The sequence below is a fragment of the Clostridioides sp. ZZV14-6154 genome, assembly GCF_020657785.1.
Lineage (GTDB): Bacteria > Bacillota > Clostridia > Peptostreptococcales > Peptostreptococcaceae > Clostridioides.
This window is the reverse complement of record NZ_JAGWCY010000016.1, coordinates 1-19,389: the sequence shown is the minus strand read 5'-3', so window position 1 is coordinate 19,389 and position 19,389 is coordinate 1. Positions and strand designations below refer to the sequence as shown.

Sequence of the window (19,389 nt, the reverse complement as noted above, 5' to 3'; positions counted from 1 at the left end):
AATATAATTTGTAAAGCATATCAAAAATACATATCTGTGGAGGAGATTATGAAAGAATATATTATAAATAATATTGAGGAGATAAGAGAAGAATTAATTGATTTATCTAAAAAAATATGGGAAAATCCAGAATTAGCTTTTGAAGAAAAGTATGCAAGCAGTATTCAAAAGGAATATCTAAAGTCAAAAGGATTTGAAATTGAAGAAGTAGACAATTTACCTACTGGATTTATAGCAAGTTTTGGAGAAGGGAAGCCAGTAATTGGAATACTTGGCGAATATGATGCTTTGCCAGAACTATCACAATCTGTGAGTACAGAAAAAAATCCATTGGTAGAGGGAGAATCTGGACATGGATGTGGTCATAATTTATTGGGTGTAGCAGGTGTAGGAGCAGTCGTTTCTATTAAAGAACTAATGGAAAAAAATAAATTTAATGGAACAATAAAGTATTTCGGTTGTCCTGCTGAAGAAGAAGGTGGAGGAAAGACTGTAATGTGTGTAAATGGATGTTTTGATAATGTAGATTGCGCATTTACATGGCATCCTTTTGATATAAATGCCACATGGAGAGGTGGAAGTCTGGCAAATTTATCTGCTAGATTTAAGTTTAAGGGAATAACAGCACATGCAGCTCAAGCCCCTCATAATGGTAGAAGTGCATTGGATGCTGTTGAACTTATGAATGTAGGAGCAAATTATTTAAGAGAACATGTAATTGACTCTATAAGAATGCATTATGTTATAACTAATGGTGGGGGAAGACCTAATGTAGTTCCTGGTTTTGCGGAAAGTTGGTATTTTATAAGAGGTAAAAAAGCAAAAGATGCAGAGCATGTTCTTGACAGGCTAATAAAAGTGGCACAAGGAGCAGCTATGATGACAGAGACTGAAATGGAGTATGTAATTACTGATGGGATTTATGATTATATACCAAATCAGTGTTTAACTGATTTAGTATACGATAATATGATTCTTGTTGGCCCCCCTAAAACTACTCCTGAAGAAGAAGAATTTGCAAAAAAATTATGTGCTACTCTTACTAAGGAAGAGAGACTAGGTGTAGCTACAGCATTCCAAGATGATAAATCTATTATGGACAGTTATATACATCATGGTATAGCTGATGGAGCAGAAGGTAAAGGATTAGCTGGTTCTACTGATGTTGGAGATGTAAGTTATGTGATACCAGTGGCTCAATTTGCAATGGCAGCATGGCCTGTTGGTGTGGCAAGCCATACATGGCAGTCATGTGCATCAGCTGGTTCAAGCATAGGATTTTCAGCTATGATAAATTCAGCTAAGGTATTGGCTTGTAGTGCTTATGATGTATTTATGAATACTAAGGTTATTGATGAGGCAAATATAGAATTTAAAAAATCATTAGATGGACAAAAATTTAAACCATTGGTATAATCTTGGTAATAAAAATATTTCTGGGGGGAATAACTATGAGAGAACAAGTTGAAAGAGTGCTTGAACAAAAGATAAAACCTGTATTACAAAGAGATGGTGGAGATGTAGAGCTTATAGATGTAAATGAGAATGGAGTAGTTTTAGTTAGATTACAAGGTGCTTGTAGTGGATGTCCAGGAGCAACTATGACAATAAAAGCTATTATTGAAAATGTTTTGGTAAGCGAAGTTCCAGGAGTAACTCAAGTATTAGGTGTTTAATAAATTTAAATTATACATAAGGATTTATGAAGTTGTGTAAAAGAGTAAGTAAAATATTATAGATAGATATGAAAAAGTGTGTAAGTGTATATTCATTTTCTTACACACTTTTTTTACTTATTATCCAGCCATACCAATAAACATACCTATAAAGTATGGAATTAACCAGATAGTCCATACAACTATACTAAACTTATGGAAGAATTTTTTCTTATCTTCATCATCCTTATACAAAACAAAAGTAGCCCATCCTGCATGAAAAAGCATAAGAACAATTGCTAGGAGACCTGTTATACTATGAAGATTTTGGGACAATACAGATTTTACTTCAAAAGAGTGGCTATTAGCTATATTACTCATTGTAAATGTTCCTAAAGTATCAAATATTAAACCAAGCCAAAATATAATTACATGTTTCTTTTTTAAAATTTTAGCTTTTCTCTCTCCAAATACACCTATAGTATAAAAAATTAAAGCTGATGTTATAAACACTATTGCAAGTATTAATTTAGAATTCATAATTATCTCTCCTTTATTTTTGCTAATATATTTCTAAGATTTTTTACTAATTCATTTAATTCTTTTTCATCACAATTTTTAAAAATATCATCAAAGCTTTCTTGCATTTTACTTTTAAAATTTGTAGCAAATTCAAGTCCATCTTCTGTAAATTTAACATATGTATTTCTCTTATCATCATATTTTTTGAACTTTTCTACATAGCCAATTTGTTCTAATCTACTGACTATACCTGATACAGTTCCTTTAGCTAAAGACATCTCATCGCATAGTTGTGATATTGTTAGCTCTTGATTATGAGCTATTAGTTTTATAACTATAATCTGTTGATGTGTCAATCCATTTTCTTTAAAATTTTCTTCCACTGTGTACATTGTTTTAGAATAGAGTTCTTTGAGAAGCATAGCTATTCTAAAACAATCATAATTAGTTTTCAATAAAATCACCTCTTAGATGGTTTGCATAGAAACTAATATAATATAGTTTTAATAAATAGTCAATATAAAACCAATAATTATATAATAAAAAACTTAATAATTATATAAAATAAAAGATTCGTAACATCATAAAAATTTTATTTTAGGTAAAAATAAAACAATTTGATGAAATTTTAACAATTTTTCAAAAGTTTGTTTACACACAACATAAATGATGCTAAAATTGGTTTATAGATAAATATTTAAAATTTAATTTTTATTTAATGATAATAAAACCACGAAGGTTTAAACGTCGATTGACGCTTGCTTTTGGTGGTTTTTTTTATTGCAACAAAGGGGGAATAGGGGTTTGTTAAAGGATATAGTTAAAAAGTTGTTGCAGTTTATTTTAGTAATGTTTTTATTATCTTTTGTAGTTTTTTATATGGCAAGACTTGCTCCAGGAGACCCGTTAATTTCTTACTATGGAGATGGTGTAGAAAGAATGAGTACTCAAGAGAAAGAAAATGCTATGAAAAAACTTGGTCTAAACGAACCAATATACAGTCAATATATAAAATGGATTTCAGATGCATCAAGAGGCGAATTTGGAATTTCATTCAAATATAAGCAAAATGTTACTTCTGTTATAAATGATGTTTATATAAACACTATCATATTAGGTGGGTCAGGATATATACTTACCTTTGCGCTAGCATTACTTCTTGGAATCTTTTGTACATTGCATGAAGACAAGCTCATAGATAGGATTATATGTAAACTAGGAACAATAACCAACTGTATTCCATCATTCTGGGTTGCTTTAGTACTTATACTTATATTCAGTATAAATCTAAGTATACTTCCAAGTAGTGGAGCTTATTCAATGGGAGAGGAATCTAGTATATCAAGTAGGATATCTCATTTAATATTACCTCTTACAGTACTTATATTGAGCCATTTATGGTATTACACATATATGATAAGAAATAAATTGCTAGAAGAAATAAGAGAAGATTATGTATTGCTATGTAAAGCAAAAGGTTTAAACAATAGAACCATTGTTTTTAAGCATTGCCTGAGAAATATAATGCCATCCTATATAAGCATTATGGCTATTTCAATACCTCACATATTAGGAGGAACTTATGTAGTTGAAAAGGTTTTTTCTTATCCTGGGTTAGGAACTCTTTGCTTTGAGAGTGCAAAGTATCACGATTATAATATGTTATTAGTTTTATGTCTAATAACAGGGGCTTTAGTAGTATTTGGAAATATGTTAGCTCAAATTATAAACAATAAAATAGACCCTAGAATGAAGTACGATAGAGGTGATAACAATGAAGCTGCAATGTAGTGATTTTGAGATTGTAGGAGAAAATTATATTTCAGTAGTAGAAGACGAACAAATAGAAATAAAAAAAACTCTGTTTGAAAAATTTAAACAGTTACCATATATATCAATCATCATTTTATCCATTATAGTTATTGGAAGTGTATTTTCATCTTTGATAATGACACATGAGCCAACATATATGGATTTAGTAAGTTCTAATTTAGCTCCAAGTAAAGATTTTTTCTTTGGAACAGATTCAATGGGAAGAGATATATATTCTATGATATGGTATGGAGGAAAAATATCTTTATTTATAGGAATATTTTCGACAATAATATCAACTATCATAGGAATTGTTTATGGTAGCATAAGTGGTTCAGCATCTGAACTTGTAGATGATGCAATGATGAGATTTACAGAAATCATACTTAGTATACCATCAATATTAATTATAATATTTGTACAAGCGATACTTGGGAATTCAAATCCAATATCTATGTCCATAGTAATAGGGATAACAAGTTGGATGAATATATCTAAAATTGTAAGGACTGAAGTTAGACAAATAAGAAATAGTGAGTACATACTAGCAGCTAAAAGTATGGGTGGAGGATTTTTCTATATATTAAAACAGCACTTACTTCCAAATTTTGTTGCATCAATAATGTTTATGGTAGTAACAAATATAGGTGCAGCTATTGGAACTGAATCAACACTGAGTTTTTTAGGAATTGGTTTGCCAATAGAAATTGTTTCTTGGGGAAGTATGCTATCTTTATCAGAGGAAGCACTGCTTTCAAATAGATGGTGGATTATCCTAATTCCAGGTATATTTTTAGTTACTACATTGGTTTGTATAACTAATATTGGTAATTATATAAGAAAGAGCAATAATAAAAAATCAAGTAATTTATAAATCAGCGTTTCAAGTGTTAAATAAGCAAATACTAAGGTATTTGAAATATCTATTTAAATAAATGGGGTCAAAGCTTTAAAAAATATTTATTATTAAAAGCAAAAGGGGGAGCATCATGAAATTAAAGAAATTAAAAGTTTTAAGTCTAGTAATGATACTTAGTCTAATGGCAGGCTGTTCTAGTGCAGGAAATGGGGACAAAAAAACAGATAAACCTAAAGATGGTAAAGTACTTGTTTATGGAAGTAATGACTATACAAGTATAAATCCGGCACTATATGAACATGGAGAAATAAATTCATTGATATTTAATGGATTAACAGCTCATGATGAAAATAATAAAGTAGTTCCTTGTCTAGCAAAAGATTGGAAATTTGATGAAGCAACAAATACATATACGTTTAATTTAAGAGATGATGTTAAATGGCATGATGGAGAGAAGTTTACAGCAAATGATGTTAAATTCACAATGGAAACTATAATGAATCCAGACAATGCTTCTGAAATAGCATCAAATTATGAAGATATAACAAAAATTGATGTAGTTAATGATACTACTATAAAAATTACTTTAAAAGCACCAAATACAGCAATGCTTGATTATCTAACAGTTGGAATATTACCAAAACATGCATTAGAAGGTAAGGATATAGCTACTGATGGATTTAATCAAAAACCAATAGGTACTGGACCATTTAAACTTGAAAAATGGGATAAAGGTCAAAGTATAACACTTGTTAAAAATAGTGATTATTTTGTAAAAGAGCCAGGTCTAGATAAAGTAGTATTTAAGATTGTACCAGATGACAAAGCTAAAGCAATGCAATTAAAATCAGGCGAATTAGATTTAGCACAAGTAACTCCTAAAGATATGTCTAATTTTGAGAAAGACGAAAAGAATTTTAAAGTAAATATAATGAAAACTGCAGATTATAGAGGGATACTATATAACTTCAATTCTAAATTCTTTAAAGATGAAAAGACTAAAGGATTACCAAATGCTTTAAGTTATGCAATAGATAGAAAAGCAATAGTTGATAGTGTATTATTGGGACATGGTGTACCAGCATATTCACCTTTACAAATGGGACCATATAATAATCCTGATATAGAGAAATTTGAGTATAATCCAGAAAAAGCTAAGCAAGAAATTGAGAAATTAGGTTGGAAATTAGGTTCTGATGGAATATATGAAAAAGAAGGTACTAAATTAGCTTTTGAAATAACAGCTGGTGAAAGTGACCAAGTTAGAGTTGATATGGCTAAAATATGTGCACAGCAGTTAAAAGAAATAGGTGTTGATGCTAAAGCTGTAGTTGTAACTGAAACAGATTGGGCTAATCAAGATGCACATTTAATCGGTTGGGGAAGTCCATTTGACCCAGATGACCATACATATAAAGTATTTGGAACAGATAAAGGTGCAAACTATAATGCTTATTCTAATCCTACTATAGATAAAATACTTCAACAAGCAAGAGAAACAGAAAATAAAGATGAAAAATTAAAGTTATATAAACAATTCCAAGTAGAGATGACTAAAGATATGCCATACACATTTATTGCTTATATAGATGCCATATATGTTGGAAAACCAAATATAAAAGGTTTAACACCTGATACAGTTTTAGGTCATCATGGTGTAGGTATATTCTGGAACATAGCTGATTGGACAATAGAATAATAGTTAGATTAATTAGAAACCTTAGGGATAAAATATATCCCTAAGGTTTGAATAGCATAGGGGTTGATGGTTTTTGGAACATTTATTGGAGGTTAATAATCTATCTGTAAGCTTTAAAATTGAAGAAGGTGAAGTACAAGCTGTGAGAGATGTGTATTTTACTCTAAAGAAGGGTGAAACACTAGCTATAGTAGGAGAATCTGGTTGTGGAAAATCTGTATTGTGTAAAAGTTTGATGAAGATACTTCCATATAATGGATATATCAAAGGTGGAGAGGTTCTACTTAAATCAAAGGACTTAGTTAAAAAATCTGAGAAAGAAATGGAAAAGATTAGAGGAAGAGATATATCAATGATATTTCAAGACCCTATGACATCTTTGAATCCAACCATATCAATAGGAAAGCAAATAACTGAAGCTATAGTAATCCATCAAGGCATAAGTAAAAGTGAAGCTAAAAAAAGAGCTATAGAACTTATTGAATTAGTTGGGATAGATAATCCTGAAAAAAGATTTAAACAATTTCCGCATCATTTTTCAGGAGGAATGAGGCAACGTATAGTAATTGCTATAGCACTGGCTTGTAATCCAGAAGTATTAATTGCTGATGAGCCTACAACAGCCTTGGATGTGACTATACAAGCTCAGATAATTGACTTAATAAAAGAACTACAAGATAAAATAGGTTTATCAATAATATTTATAACTCATGATTTAGGTGTAGTTGCAACTATGGCTGATAGGATAGCAGTTATGTATGCAGGTAAGATTGTAGAAATAGGAACAGTAGAAGATATATTTTATGACCCTAGACATCCATATACTTGGGGATTATTAGGTTCATTACCTACTTTAGATTCACAAGAAGAGTATTTGTATAATATACCTGGAATGCCTCCAAATTTATTAAATCCTCCAAAGGGGGATGCATTTGCAGTAAGAAATAAAAATGCTCTTAGGATAGATTATGAAAAGGAGCCACCAATGTTTAAAATTAATGATACACACAGTGCAGCAACTTGGTTATTGCATCCAGATGCACCTAAAATAAATATACCAGTTAGGGTAAATGGTGGAAGGGTGATTTCTAATGAATAAAGAAAAATTACTAGAAATAAAAAATTTAAAACAATATTTTCATTTGGATAAAAGTACTACTGTAAAAGCAGTTGATGATATAAGTTTTGATATATATAAAGGAGAGATATTTGGTTTAGTAGGAGAATCTGGTTCGGGAAAATCTACAACTGGTAAAACTATAATAAAGTTACATGAGCCTACTGGTGGAGAGGTAATTTATAAGGGAAATTGTATCTCAGATAAAAAAGCATATAAATTTGTAAAAAAAGATGTAAATAAAAGTATGCAGATTATTTTTCAAGATTCTACTTCATCATTAAATCCTCGTATGACAATTGGAGATATAATTTCAGAGCCACTTAAAATTCAGGGTGTCTGTAAAAATAAAGCAGAAAGACTGGATAAAGTCTATGAGATGTTAAATTTAGTTGGGCTTGATAGAAGCTATGCAAATAAGTATCCTTCTGACTTTTCGGGTGGACAAAGACAACGTATTGGTATAGCTCGAGCTCTTTCAGTAGACCCAGAGTTTATAATAGCTGATGAACCTATAGCTTCTTTAGATGTATCTATACAAGCACAAATAGTAAATTTATTTAAAAAATTACAGCAAGAAAAAAACTTAACTTGTTTGTTTATAGCGCATGATTTATCTATGGTGAGACATATTAGTGACCGTATAGGAGTTATGCATAATGGAAAATTAGTAGAATTAGCGGATTCAGAAGAGTTGTATAATAATCCTATTCATCCATATACAAAGTCTTTACTTTCTGCAATTCCTATTCCTGACCCAAGATATGCTAAGCTAAGAAATAGAGTGGAATATAATTCTAGTATGTATAATTGTTCAAATGATGAGTTATCAAGTTGGATTGAGGTTTCAGATGGTCATTTTGTATATGCTTCTAAATCAGATATAGATAAATACCAACAAAATTTAAAAGTTGTTTAGTGTAAAAACCACTCTAGGTAAGAGAGTATATAGATTTAGAGTGGTTTTTATGTATATAAATTTATGTGTAAAAGTGTCAGTTTTAGAAACTTTCGCCTTTAATTATTATATTTAAAAATTTTATGTTTAAAGTGTTAGCAAGTAGCATATTATTTCTATAAAGGGTTCTATAAAATACTTAAAATAGTTCTATATTTTGTCTTTAAATATATTAATATTAAAAAATTTACACTTTTAACAGGATTTATGTAAGTGTTTATAGAAATAAATAAGTATGTACATAATACATAATTATTTTTTATAATTCTAAAATACAAGAATGGAGAGATAGCTATGAAGTGGAGAGATTATGCTGATGATGTAAACTTATTTGAGGATTTTGATAGAAGTATCAAACCTCTAACTGACGAACAAAAAAAGAAAAATATAAACACTTTAATTGCATATTTTTCAAAAGAAGTTCCTTCTAAAATATACAATTTATCAAATGATGAAATCAAGCCTAGAGATATACTTAGAGGACTTCTTAATGTATATCCACCAAAAGAAATTGCTCCAGAGATACTGAGTATGTTACATAATTTATTGTTAATTGAATGTGAAGAAAGAGAGTTAGTAGATGTAAATGATATAGAAGAAGTAGAGGAAGGTATTGCTATATGGAGAGGCAATATAACTAATTTAAAAGCAGATGCAATAGTAAATGCTGCAAATAATAAGTTATTGGGATGCCTGCAACCATTACATTTATGTGTAGATAATGAGATACATTCATGTGCAGGTCCTAGACTTAGAGAAGATTGTGACAAAATAATAAAAAAACAAGGACATTTAGAATATACAGGAGATGCTAAAATAACTAGAGGTTATTGTCTACCTGCAAAATTTGTAGTACACACTGTTGGACCTATTGTATCTGGTGGTCAGCCAAGTAAAGAACAGGAAAAACAATTACTACATTGCTACAAATCATCTCTAAATACTATAAGAGAAATTGATGAAATAAAGAATATCGTTTTTTGTGGTATTTCTACAGGGGTATTTGGATATCCAAAAAAAGAAGCAGCTAATCTTGCTGTAAATAGGGTGAGATTGTGGTTAAAAGAAAATCATGAGAAAAATTTAAAAGTTGTATTTAATGTATTCACAGAAGAGGAAGAAGAAAAATATAGAAGAATATTTAGATAGTACTTGTCAATAAAGTATATAGTAATATTTATTAGATGAGGTAATAGCTTATAAATATTAATGATTAAAAAAATATAATTTGTAATTTTAGTAGATTAATAGGTATAATAGAAATCATAAGAGTAGTATAAGTAGTGATTGTATTACTTTTAAAAAACACAATATAGGAAAATTAAATGGTAAATAAATATGAAAAATAGTTTTAAAAATTATATTAGTTTAACAAATAAGGTAATAGTTGTGTCAGTTGTATTTCTGTTAATACTATTAATCATATCGTACATATTTGGAAAATTGGTGTACGATAGCTCAGTTGGCTCAGAACAGTTAATAAAAAAAGAGGATGTAGTAAAAGTATTTTCTGAGAGAAAAGATAAACCATTAGATAAATTAAAAAACTACAAGACAGAGGAGTTAATGATACAAAGTTCTAATAATTACAAACTGGAAAGTCTTTTTATAAATTCAAATATAAAAACAAAAAATACTATTATAGTTGTTCATGGAATTGGAAGTAGTCACTATGAAATGTTAAAAATAGCATATGAATACTTAGATAAAGGTTATAATGTATTGATTTACAATCAAAGAAATACTGGTAACAGTGGAGGCGATAATTTCACATTTGGTCTTTATGAGAGATATGATTTAGATAGTATGGTTAAGTTTGTAAAAAATAAATTCCCAGGTGGTGAATTGGGAATCCATGGATTTTCTATGGGTGCAGGAACGGCTACTATGCATACAGCTATAAATTCAGAAAGTCAAGAGGTCGATTTTTATATATTAGATTCTCCATATTCTGAAATGAAGGATGCCATTAGAATGGGAGTAATAGAAAAACATATACCAAATATATTAGTAAATTATGTAGTAGCATGTGGAGATTTGTATAATAAATTTAAATCTGGATTTTGGTATAGTGATGTAGAGCCATATAAGGCAATCGAAAAGAGTAATGTTCCTATACTATTTATACATGGAACAAAAGACACTGTTTGTAATTATCAAAATAGCCAAACAATGTATGACTTAGTCAAACATAATAAAAAAGAGCTATGGCTTATAGAAGGTGTTGAACATGTCGCTGGATATGACTCTGATAGTAGAACATATTTCAATAGAATTTTCAAGTTTATAGATAGTAGTATTATTAATTAATAGAAATTAGTTGTATATTTCAAGGGGGTGTCTCAAAATGAACTTTTTAGTTCATGAGGCACTCTTTTTTGTATGAAATCAACTATATTTTCATCATTTCAACAATGACAAAGAGGCTTATCTCTATTTTGAGACAGTCCCTTTTTCATATTAAATATAAATGTTTAATATGAATTAATTGATTATGAAAATGAAAATAACTACCAATTAAATTCACTTATACCTCAAATAAAAGAGTTAGTATTATATATAACAAAATCTAACGAAAAGAGAGGTAGTATATATGAAAAACAAAAATAATAAAGAAAAAGGCATGTTGAATGTGAGAGCATTAAGAGTTTTGGGATTACTATTGATATTTTTTGATTATACAGGAGATACTTTAAATTTTTATAACTTTTTTGCTAAACCCTTAGTATCAGGAAGTTTATATCAACCAGGAGGAGCCGACTATATAGTATTGTTATTATTTGTTGCAGAATGTGTATACTTAGTAGGAAGATACACATTAAAAATTAAAATAAATTGGAGTGAAGTTATTGAAAATGAAAAAGATAATTTTATTAATAATTTATTAGTTGAGAAAATACAAGAAGAAAGCAACTTTGTATATAACCTATTAAACTCATTTATTTTACCACATGTATACAAGAGAGGAGAATTATTCATATTTAAAACACATAACGCGTTAATCTACATTAAGGAAAAATACTATTATGTAAATATATATTAATATATATTTAACTGTTTAGTGTATTGAATTCTATATATGACTATTAAGACGAATAGTATAGGTTTCTTTGATAGGTTAAGTTTTTTGATATACATAAAAATCGCAATTTACCTTACTATTAATTTATAAGTCTTGTAAAAATAGATTGCGATTTTTATTTTTAAACTTCTGCTATGACTTTACCTGTGTCAATCAAATCATATCCACCAAGACCCTGAAGTTCAGCCTTAAATTCAGCTGAATTAATTATACTAATTATAGTTTGGTAGACAGGGTTTTTTAAGTCTTCTTTTTTTATGACCAAATCATAGCGTTCCTTGTGAAGAGGAATAAAGTCAATATTGTTTACTTGTAGAGCAGCTTTTTCATTGCCCAATCCAACATCAGCTATACCACGAGAAACCTTGCTTGCTACGCCTAAATGTGATAATTCTTCATTATAATAACCATTTATATCAGTGCCATTAAAATTTAAAAGTCTAAGTTTGCCATCAAGCAAAACTCTAGTTCCAGCCCCTTTTTCTCGATTTACAAGTGTTATATTTGGTCTGGTTAAATCCTTCCAATTTTTTATTTCCTTAGGATTTCCTTTAGCAACGTAAAAACCTTGCATTCTATAAGCTAGATTTATAAGTACACATGGGATTCCTGGTAACAGTTTTTTAACAAAAGTACTATTGTATTCATCTGTTTCAAAATCCCATAGATGGGATGATGCTATAGAAACCCTGCCATTATACAATTCATATAGAGCATTATAACTGCCTATATAAGAGCGAAATGTATTTACTCTATCTAATTTTTTTTCAACAGACCTAGCTAAAATATCTAATATTACATCTTGACCAGAAATAATAATTTTAGAATTATTATCAATATCTATATTTTTATTGTTAAAATGTGTATCTTTAATTTTACTAGTTTTCTGATTGTTGATATATTCTTCAACATCTTTAATATCAACTCTTATTTTTTTACCTACTTTGTAAGAAGGAAGCTCACCTCTTTTGATTAATTCATATACAGTATTTTTTGTTATTTTTAATAGTTCAGCTACTTCAACAGGTGTCAAAGATGATAATGAGTCCATAATCCACCTCCATATAAGGTTATTTTAACATTAAAAAAAGAAAAATGTAGAAAAATATTTAAAAGTAATATAAATAATTTACTTGAAAATTTATTAGCAGGTATATATAATTAAGTTATACATAACAAAACATGATAAAACATGATAAAACGAATTAAAATATGTATCAAATTTACAAAAAGGGAGAGTATTATGAAAAAAATATTGGGAATATTAGGACTAGTTGCATGTTTAACTTTGGGGACAGTTGGATGTAGTAGTAAAGAAAGTCCAAAAGATGATGGAAAAGAAGAACAAACAAGTAAAAGTAGTGAGGCAGTAGAATTAAACATATCAGCTGCAGCAAGTTTAAAAGAAGCAATGGCAAAAATTGAAGAAGAATACAAAAAAGTTGATTCCAATGTAAAACTTACAGTTAACTATGGAGCATCAGGTTCGCTTCAACAACAAATAGAACAAGGTGCACCATGTGATTTATTTATTTCAGCAGGCCAAAAACAAATGAAAGCTTTAGATGAAGAAAAGTTATTGGTTTCTGATACTATGAAAGATTTAGTTAAAAATGATTTAGTTCTTATTTCTTCTGCTGGTAGCGATGTATCTAGTATGAAAGACTTAACTACAGATAAAGTAAAGAAAATTGCAGTTGGAGAAGCTGAAAGTGTTCCAGCAGGTAAATATGCAGATGAAGTATTAACTAATTTAAATTTAAAAGATACATTGAAAGATAAATTAGTGTTTGCAAAAGATGTAAAAGAAGTTTTAGCATGGGTACAATCAGGAAATGCAGATGTTGGATTCGTTTACTTTAGTGATACTGTTAATAATGATAAAATAAAAGTAGTTGAAAAAACAGATGAAAAAACTCATTCACCTATTACATATCCAGTTGCAGTAATTGAAGCTAGTAAAAATGCAGATGCTGCTAAGAAATTTGAAGAATTTCTATTAAGTGATGCAGGACAAAAGATTTTTGAGGAATTTGGATATAAAAAAGTAGAATAAGTTTAAAAATAATTTATATATAATTAAAAAGAAATTGTATATAGATAAATGAAAATTGAAAATAATTGTATATTATAATAAAATGGAAATAGTGAAATTAATAGATTTATTAATTTCACTATTTCCATTTAAATTAAGGAGGGAAAAAATGGGGACAGATTGGTCACCTTTATGGATATCACTTAAGACAGCTTTTTTGTCAACGATAATAACTTTTATAATAGGAATATTTGTGTCATATATTATGGCTAACTATAGAGGTAAGTGGAAAGGTTTTATAGATGGTATATTTACACTTCCATTAATTTTGCCACCCACAGTTGTTGGATTCTTTTTATTGTTGTTATGTGGGAAAAATGGCTTTGTAGGTAAATTTTTACTGAATTTTGATAAAACCTTAATATTTAGCTGGACAGCAACTGTAATCTCAGCAGTAGTAGTATCTTTTCCTATGATGTATAGAACCTCAAGGTCAGCTTTTGAACAAATTGATAACAATATGTTGTCTGCTGCTAGAACCTTAGGTCTTAATGAATGGAAAGTTTTTTTAAAGATTGCAGTACCATTAGCTTGGCCTGGGATAATAGGTGGACTTGTGTTGTCGTTTGCCAGAGCACTTGGAGAATTTGGTGCTACACTTATGATAGCTGGAAATATACCTGGAAAAACTCAAACGATGCCAATCGCTATATTTTTTGCAGTTGAAGGTGGAGATATGAATAAAGCTATGATGTGGGTTATGATTATTGTAGCAATATCTATAGCAATGATTTTATTATTAAATTATTGGTCGGAATTCCAGCAGAAAATAATAGGAAAGAGGTGTAGATAGTTGAGTTTATATGTAGATATTGAAAAAGATTTATCCTCTTTTAAATTAAAAGTAAAAATTGAACAGGAAAAAGGAATTTTAGGATTTTTAGGTGAATCTGGTTCTGGAAAAAGTATGACATTAAAATGTATAGCAGGACTTGAAAAACCTACAAGAGGTAAGATTATATTAAATGAAAGAGTGTTGTTTGATTCTGAAAAAAAGATAAATTTATCAACACAAGAAAGAAACGTTGGTTTTTTATTTCAAAATTATGCATTATTTCCACATATGACTGTAAGCCAAAATATCGAACTTGGTCTTTCGAAGTTAAGTAAAGATGAAAAAAAGGAAATAATAATGAAATATTTAGAAATACTTAAATTAAATGGATTTGAGGGGAGATATCCTTGGCAATTATCTGGCGGGCAACAACAAAGAGTGGCACTAGCTAGAGCATTAGCTACATCTCCAGATATACTACTTTTAGATGAACCTTTTTCTGCATTAGACCATCATTTGAGGAGTAATATGGAAAAAGAACTTATGAACATGTTAAAAGATTATAAGGGAGATATATTGTTTGTTACTCATGATATTGAAGAAGCTTACCGAGTTTGTGATGATATTATGGTTTATAATAAAGGAGAAGGTCTTCCCAAAAGACCTAAAAAAGAACTATTTGAGTTTCCAAAATATCTTATAGAAGCAAAAATAACAGGATGTAAAAATATATCTCGATTAAATAGAATAGATGAAAATACTATTTACGCCACAGATTGGGGATGCAAGTTGACATTAACTGGAAACATAGGTGATAATATAGAATATGTGGGAATCAGAGAGCATCATATTAAGGTTTTAGATTCTAGTGAAAATTTAGATGGCAAGTTATGTTTTCAATTAATTAACATCATAGAAAATCCATTTACATATACTATATATGCTAGAAACCATAATTTATCTAGTGAAAGTATGCCTATTCAAATAGAATTAGAAAAAAACAAAATGAGATTTGAGAAGGGAGACAGCATTTATTTAGATTTTCCACAGGAATATTTATTTTGCTTTAAGTACAATTACAACGAAAAGGAGTAAATTATATGACTGAAAAAGAAAAAATGTTGTCAGGTCAAGGTTACTATGCAAGTGATGAATTGTTAGTAAAAGAGAGAGAGTATTGTAGAAAATTAACTAGATTATTTAATAATACTTTGGAAGATGAGTATGAAAAGAGAGCAGATATTTTAAGACAACTATTTGGTTCAGTTGGTAATAAAATAAATGTGGAACAAAGCATAAAGTGTGACTATGGATATAATATATATGTAGGTGAAAATTTTTTTGCAAATTATGACTGTATTTTTTTAGATGTATGTAAAATTGAAATCGGTGATAATGTAATGTTAGCTCCAAATGTTCAAATTTATACAGCTTATCATCCAATTGATGCACAGCTTAGAATTTCAGGAATAGAGTATGGCTCACCTGTAAAGATAGGGCATAATGCATGGATAGGTGGAGGAGCAATTATAACTCCAGGAGTTACTATAGGTGATAATGTGGTAATAGGTGCAGGAAGTGTGGTTACAAAAGATATACCATCAAATACTATAGCAGTTGGAAATCCATGTAGAGTAATAAAGAAAATAGAAAAATAAGCTTATTTATATAAATAAGTTAAGAGTATTTACATACTATCTTTAAATAAATAATGTATTAAAAGTAAAAATATATGCCTGTTTTATGTCTTGAAAAACTCATAGAAACAGGCATATTGATTGTATACAAAAATCTCATTGAATTTTACTTTGTTTTAATATTTTATATTAATTAGAGTAGCCAAATTATTTATTTTCAGTTTTAATATAAACTATATTCTCGTCAGAAGGTTTATCTATAGAAAGTGCCTTTAGAGTATCTTCATTAATAATTAAATTAGTTTCTTCTAAACTTGTTATAGGCATATCTGAAACTTTAGATTCTCCTTTTAGAATCTTAACAGCCATCTCACCAGTCTTATAACCTAATTTTTCATAATCTATACCTTGGCAAGCCAATGCTCCACCTTTTACCATACCCTCTTCTGCAGCTATTATAGGTATTTTGTTTTTAGTAGCAAGTTGAGAAACTATAGGCATAGAAGATGCAAGTAAATTATCTGTAGGAGCGTAAATAACATCTACATTACCCATTAAACTAGAAGCAGCTTGATTTATTTCACTAGAAGAACTAATTCCTTTTTCAACAATTTTAAGGCCTTTATCATTTGCATATTTCTTCAAGTTATCAACTTGAACTTTAGAATTTACCTCGCTAGTATTATATATAACACCTATAGTCTTTGCTTGTGGGATGAGTATATCAAGAGCCTTTAAACTCTTATCAATAGGTGTAAAATTGGAAGTTCCAGAAACATTTTTACCTGGTTTATCTAAAGAATCTGCAAATCCAGCAGAAACAGGGTCAGTTACAGCAGTTATAAGTATAGGTATATCTTTAGTAGCATTGTATGCTGCCTGAGCAGATGGAGTAGATATAGCAAATATCAAATCTTTTTTATCAGAAACAAATTTACTAGCTATAGTTTGTGTAGTAGGCATATCATTTTGAGCATTTTGATAATCTATTTCTATATTTTTACCATCTTTAAATCCATTATCTTCTAGAGCTTTAATGAATCCTTCTCTAGATGCATCTAAAGCTTGATGCTCAACCAATTGAGTAATACCAATTTTTTTAATTTCATTATTTTTATCAGATGATTTATTTGAATCATCCTCATTATTTTTAGAACAACCTGTAATGGTGGATACACTAAGAACACCAATTAAAATTAAATTTATCAACTTACTGGACTTCATTTTGACCACTCCCTCATAAAAATCTATTATATTTATTCTTGTTTAGTTTTTACATAAGAAATATTTTCATTAGAAGGTTTTTCCATACCTAAAGCTTTTAATATATCTTCATTAACAATGATATCTGTATCATCTGATGTAGCTACAGGCATATCAGAAACTGATTCACCATTTAAAATTTTAACAGCCATCTCACCTGTTTTGTAACCAAGTTTTTCATAGTTTATACCTTGACAAGCAAGAGCACCTTTTTCAACTGGACCAGATTCAGCTGCTATAACTGGAATCTTATTTTCAGTAGCTATTTTAGAAACTATAGGCATAGAAGAAGCTACTAAGTTGTCAGTAGGAACATATAAAACATCTATCTTACCAACTAAACTAGAAATTCCCTGATTGACTTCATTTGAAGTAGTTATCCCTTTTTCAACAACTTTAAAACCATTTTTAGAAGCATATTCTTTTAAAGCATCCACTTGAACTTTTGAATTAACTTCACTAGTATTGTACATAACTCCTATAGTTTTTGCCTTAGGAGCAAATATTTTAAGAAGTTCTAAGCCTTTTTCCACAGAAACGAAATCTGATGTTCCAGATACATTTCCACCTGGTTTTTCAATTGATTTAACTAAGCCAGCAGCAACAGGGTCACTGACAGCAGTTATAAGTATAGGTATATCCTTAGTTGCATTGTACGCTGCTTGAGCAGATGGAGTAGATATGGCAAATATTAAATCCTTTTTATCAGATGCAAATTTACTTGCAATACTTTGTGTAGTAGGCATATCATTTTGAGCATTTTGGAAATCTATATCAATATTTTCTCCATCTTTAAATCCATTTTTTTCTAAGGCTTTTACAAATCCTGTTTTAGTAGCATCTAAGGCTGGATGTTCAACCAATTGAGTTATACCAATTTTTTTCACTTCTTTATCTTTAGAGCTATTTTCTTGTTTAGAATTGCCAGAGTCTCCACCTTGTGAACATCCTGTAAGCATAGATACTCCAAGAGCACCAGCTAAAATTAAACTTACCAATCTTTTTTTATTAATCATTTTTATATCCCCCTCAAAAGTTTTATTGTTATATATGTTCATATATTCATATGAATTGTTGTAGTATTGCTAAAAATATTATGACTTTAAAATTATTTTATAAATAAACTAATTTGTAACTAAGCTAAAATTAAATTATCATAATAGATACTTTTAAACTGCATATTCAAATTTTTCTAATATTTCTTCAACTGTTAATTTTTCTTTTTCTTTTCCCTTTACATCTAAGACAACTTCACCTTTATGGAGCATTATCAATCTATCTCCATACTGAAGAGCATGCTTTAAGTTGTGAGTTACCATAAGGGTAGTTATATTTTTTTCTCTTACAATCTTATCAGTTAATTCAATTACTTCATTTGATGTCTTTGGGTCAAGTGCCGCTGTATGTTCATCAAGTAATAAAACTGAAGGGCTTGTTAAGCATGACATAATTAGTGAAAGTGATTGTCTTTGACCTCCTGATAAAAATTGTACTTGTACGTCTAGGTATTTTTTTAAATCCAGAGAAACTCCTTCTAATAAATTTTCTAGAAAATCTCTTTTATAACGAAGACATTTTTTTAGATTCAATAACTTACCTTTATTAAGAGCCAAGGATAAGTTTTCTCTAACTGTCATAGAAGGACAAGTTCCTAAACTTGGGTCTTGAAAAACTCTACTTACTATTTGAGTTCTTCTATGTTCAGCTAAATTAGATAGATTGTGTTTATTTAATAATACTTGACCAGAAGATTCTTTTATAAGACCCGATATTATATTTAATAAAGTGGATTTACCAGTTCCATTACTACCTATGATACTTACAAATTCACCATCTTCTATACTAAGAGATAAATTTTCAAATATAGTGTTGGGTTGACCATATGGATTTGGGAAACTCTTTGAAATATTTTTAA

At 29.2% G+C, this 19,389-nt stretch carries 20 protein-coding genes; 14 read left to right on the top strand and 6 right to left on the bottom strand.

What is annotated here, in order from left to right; all coding sequences use genetic code 11:
• The first annotated feature begins 48 nt into the window (after window positions 1-48).
• Together KGF45_RS18410 and KGF45_RS18405 are read left to right on the top strand one after the other, a co-directional pair.
• Complete coding sequence (locus tag KGF45_RS18410; protein WP_227843006.1) at window positions 49-1,416, top strand: M20 family metallopeptidase; 1,368 nt, start codon at window positions 49-51, stop codon at window positions 1,414-1,416.
• Between the two features lie 35 nt (window positions 1,417-1,451).
• On the top strand, window positions 1,452-1,676 hold the full coding sequence (locus KGF45_RS18405; RefSeq protein WP_227830151.1) for a NifU family protein: 225 nt from the start codon (window positions 1,452-1,454) through the stop codon (window positions 1,674-1,676).
• 120 nt (window positions 1,677-1,796) lie between these two features.
• Here the strand turns inward: KGF45_RS18405 and KGF45_RS18400 are convergent, their stop codons facing one another.
• A complete protein-coding gene (locus tag KGF45_RS18400; protein ID WP_227830152.1) occupies window positions 1,797-2,195 on the bottom strand; it encodes an HsmA family protein in 399 nt (132 codons plus the stop codon).
• A gap of 2 nt (window positions 2,196-2,197) precedes the next feature.
• On the bottom strand, window positions 2,198-2,632 hold the full coding sequence (locus tag KGF45_RS18395; RefSeq protein ID WP_255287880.1) for a MarR family winged helix-turn-helix transcriptional regulator: 435 nt from the start codon (window positions 2,630-2,632) through the stop codon (window positions 2,198-2,200).
• 349 nt (window positions 2,633-2,981) lie between these two features.
• On the opposite strand from KGF45_RS18395, the gene KGF45_RS18390 reads away from it, so the two are divergent.
• The 8 genes from KGF45_RS18390 to KGF45_RS18355 all read left to right on the top strand — a co-directional run bounded on the left by KGF45_RS18390 (window position 2,982) and on the right by KGF45_RS18355 (window position 11,665).
• The gene (locus KGF45_RS18390; RefSeq protein WP_227830153.1) at window positions 2,982-3,968 is read left to right on the top strand and encodes an ABC transporter permease; all 987 of its coding nucleotides are present in this window, start codon (window positions 2,982-2,984) and stop codon (window positions 3,966-3,968) included.
• Window positions 3,952-4,863 (top strand): ABC transporter permease, encoded by a 912-nt coding sequence (locus KGF45_RS18385; RefSeq protein WP_227843005.1) that lies wholly within the window; start codon window positions 3,952-3,954, stop codon window positions 4,861-4,863. The genes KGF45_RS18390 and KGF45_RS18385 overlap by 17 nt, the downstream gene beginning before the upstream one ends.
• A 115-nt stretch (window positions 4,864-4,978) precedes the next feature.
• Window positions 4,979-6,547: an ABC transporter substrate-binding protein gene (locus tag KGF45_RS18380; protein WP_227830155.1), complete on the top strand. Its 1,569-nt coding sequence runs from the start codon at window positions 4,979-4,981 to the stop codon at window positions 6,545-6,547.
• 73 nt (window positions 6,548-6,620) lie between these two features.
• A complete protein-coding gene (locus KGF45_RS18375) occupies window positions 6,621-7,646 on the top strand; it encodes an ABC transporter ATP-binding protein (RefSeq protein WP_227843004.1) in 1,026 nt (341 codons plus the stop codon).
• Window positions 7,639-8,583, top strand: a complete 945-nt coding sequence (locus tag KGF45_RS18370) for an ATP-binding cassette domain-containing protein (RefSeq protein ID WP_227830157.1) — start codon at window positions 7,639-7,641, stop codon at window positions 8,581-8,583. The genes KGF45_RS18375 and KGF45_RS18370 overlap by 8 nt, the downstream gene beginning before the upstream one ends.
• A gap of 333 nt (window positions 8,584-8,916) precedes the next feature.
• Window positions 8,917-9,771 carry a protein-ADP-ribose hydrolase gene (locus KGF45_RS18365; RefSeq protein ID WP_227830158.1) on the top strand — a complete coding sequence of 285 codons (855 nt, stop codon included), beginning with the start codon at window positions 8,917-8,919 and terminating at the stop codon, window positions 9,769-9,771.
• Window positions 9,772-9,960: 189 nt separating this feature from the next.
• Window positions 9,961-10,932 (top strand): alpha/beta hydrolase, encoded by a 972-nt coding sequence (locus KGF45_RS18360; RefSeq protein ID WP_227843003.1) that lies wholly within the window; start codon window positions 9,961-9,963, stop codon window positions 10,930-10,932.
• A gap of 283 nt (window positions 10,933-11,215) precedes the next feature.
• The gene (locus KGF45_RS18355) at window positions 11,216-11,665 is read left to right on the top strand and encodes a hypothetical protein (protein ID WP_227843002.1); all 450 of its coding nucleotides are present in this window, start codon (window positions 11,216-11,218) and stop codon (window positions 11,663-11,665) included.
• A gap of 160 nt (window positions 11,666-11,825) precedes the next feature.
• Here KGF45_RS18355 and KGF45_RS18350 read toward each other — a convergent pair whose 3' ends face one another.
• Window positions 11,826-12,755: a helix-turn-helix transcriptional regulator gene (locus tag KGF45_RS18350; protein WP_227830161.1), complete on the bottom strand. Its 930-nt coding sequence runs from the start codon at window positions 12,753-12,755 to the stop codon at window positions 11,826-11,828.
• Window positions 12,756-12,947: 192 nt separating this feature from the next.
• On the opposite strand from KGF45_RS18350, the gene modA reads away from it, so the two are divergent.
• The 4 genes from modA to KGF45_RS18330 all read left to right on the top strand — a co-directional run bounded on the left by modA (window position 12,948) and on the right by KGF45_RS18330 (window position 16,232).
• Window positions 12,948-13,760, top strand: coding sequence for a molybdate ABC transporter substrate-binding protein (modA, locus tag KGF45_RS18345; protein WP_227830162.1), 813 nt, complete (start codon window positions 12,948-12,950; stop codon window positions 13,758-13,760).
• Window positions 13,761-13,908: 148 nt separating this feature from the next.
• Complete coding sequence (gene modB, locus KGF45_RS18340; RefSeq protein WP_227843001.1) at window positions 13,909-14,592, top strand: molybdate ABC transporter permease subunit; 684 nt, start codon at window positions 13,909-13,911, stop codon at window positions 14,590-14,592.
• On the top strand, window positions 14,593-15,669 hold the full coding sequence (locus tag KGF45_RS18335; protein ID WP_227830164.1) for a sulfate/molybdate ABC transporter ATP-binding protein: 1,077 nt from the start codon (window positions 14,593-14,595) through the stop codon (window positions 15,667-15,669).
• A gap of 5 nt (window positions 15,670-15,674) precedes the next feature.
• Entirely contained in the window at window positions 15,675-16,232 is a 558-nt protein-coding gene (locus tag KGF45_RS18330; protein WP_227843000.1) for a sugar O-acetyltransferase, read from the top strand.
• Window positions 16,233-16,418: 186 nt separating this feature from the next.
• On the opposite strand, the gene KGF45_RS18325 is transcribed toward KGF45_RS18330, so the two are convergent.
• The 3 genes from KGF45_RS18325 to KGF45_RS18315 all read right to left on the bottom strand — a co-directional run.
• The gene (locus KGF45_RS18325) at window positions 16,419-17,435 is read right to left on the bottom strand and encodes an ABC transporter substrate-binding protein (protein ID WP_227830166.1); all 1,017 of its coding nucleotides are present in this window, start codon (window positions 17,433-17,435) and stop codon (window positions 16,419-16,421) included.
• Window positions 17,436-17,467: 32 nt separating this feature from the next.
• Complete coding sequence (locus KGF45_RS18320) at window positions 17,468-18,490, bottom strand: CD0873 family tyrosine ABC transporter substrate-binding lipoprotein (protein WP_227830167.1); 1,023 nt, start codon at window positions 18,488-18,490, stop codon at window positions 17,468-17,470.
• A 153-nt stretch (window positions 18,491-18,643) separates the two neighbouring features.
• Window positions 18,644-19,389: ATP-binding cassette domain-containing protein (locus KGF45_RS18315; RefSeq protein WP_227842999.1), on the bottom strand; the 746-nt coding region annotated here is incomplete at its 5' end.

What these genes read in the sequence shown, in the direction of transcription:
- KGF45_RS18400 (WP_227830152.1), bottom strand. Translation starts at nt 2,195, where the DNA reads ATGAATTCTAAATTAATACTTGCAATAGTGTTTATAACATCAGCTTTA.
- KGF45_RS18325 (WP_227830166.1), bottom strand. Translation starts at nt 17,435, where the DNA reads ATGAAGTCCAGTAAGTTGATAAATTTAATTTTAATTGGTGTTCTTAGT.
- KGF45_RS18355 (WP_227843002.1), top strand. Translation starts at nt 11,216, where the DNA reads ATGAAAAACAAAAATAATAAAGAAAAAGGCATGTTGAATGTGAGAGCA.
- KGF45_RS18360 (WP_227843003.1), top strand. Translation starts at nt 9,961, where the DNA reads ATGAAAAATAGTTTTAAAAATTATATTAGTTTAACAAATAAGGTAATA.
- KGF45_RS18365 (WP_227830158.1), top strand. Translation starts at nt 8,917, where the DNA reads ATGAAGTGGAGAGATTATGCTGATGATGTAAACTTATTTGAGGATTTT.
- modB (WP_227843001.1), top strand. Translation starts at nt 13,909, where the DNA reads ATGGGGACAGATTGGTCACCTTTATGGATATCACTTAAGACAGCTTTT.
- KGF45_RS18320 (WP_227830167.1), bottom strand. Translation starts at nt 18,490, where the DNA reads ATGATTAATAAAAAAAGATTGGTAAGTTTAATTTTAGCTGGTGCTCTT.
- KGF45_RS18350 (WP_227830161.1), bottom strand. Translation starts at nt 12,755, where the DNA reads ATGGACTCATTATCATCTTTGACACCTGTTGAAGTAGCTGAACTATTA.
- KGF45_RS18330 (WP_227843000.1), top strand. Translation starts at nt 15,675, where the DNA reads ATGACTGAAAAAGAAAAAATGTTGTCAGGTCAAGGTTACTATGCAAGT.
- KGF45_RS18405 (WP_227830151.1), top strand. Translation starts at nt 1,452, where the DNA reads ATGAGAGAACAAGTTGAAAGAGTGCTTGAACAAAAGATAAAACCTGTA.
- KGF45_RS18370 (WP_227830157.1), top strand. Translation starts at nt 7,639, where the DNA reads ATGAATAAAGAAAAATTACTAGAAATAAAAAATTTAAAACAATATTTT.
- KGF45_RS18385 (WP_227843005.1), top strand. Translation starts at nt 3,952, where the DNA reads ATGAAGCTGCAATGTAGTGATTTTGAGATTGTAGGAGAAAATTATATT.
- KGF45_RS18380 (WP_227830155.1), top strand. Translation starts at nt 4,979, where the DNA reads ATGAAATTAAAGAAATTAAAAGTTTTAAGTCTAGTAATGATACTTAGT.
- modA (WP_227830162.1), top strand. Translation starts at nt 12,948, where the DNA reads ATGAAAAAAATATTGGGAATATTAGGACTAGTTGCATGTTTAACTTTG.
- KGF45_RS18410 (WP_227843006.1), top strand. Translation starts at nt 49, where the DNA reads ATGAAAGAATATATTATAAATAATATTGAGGAGATAAGAGAAGAATTA.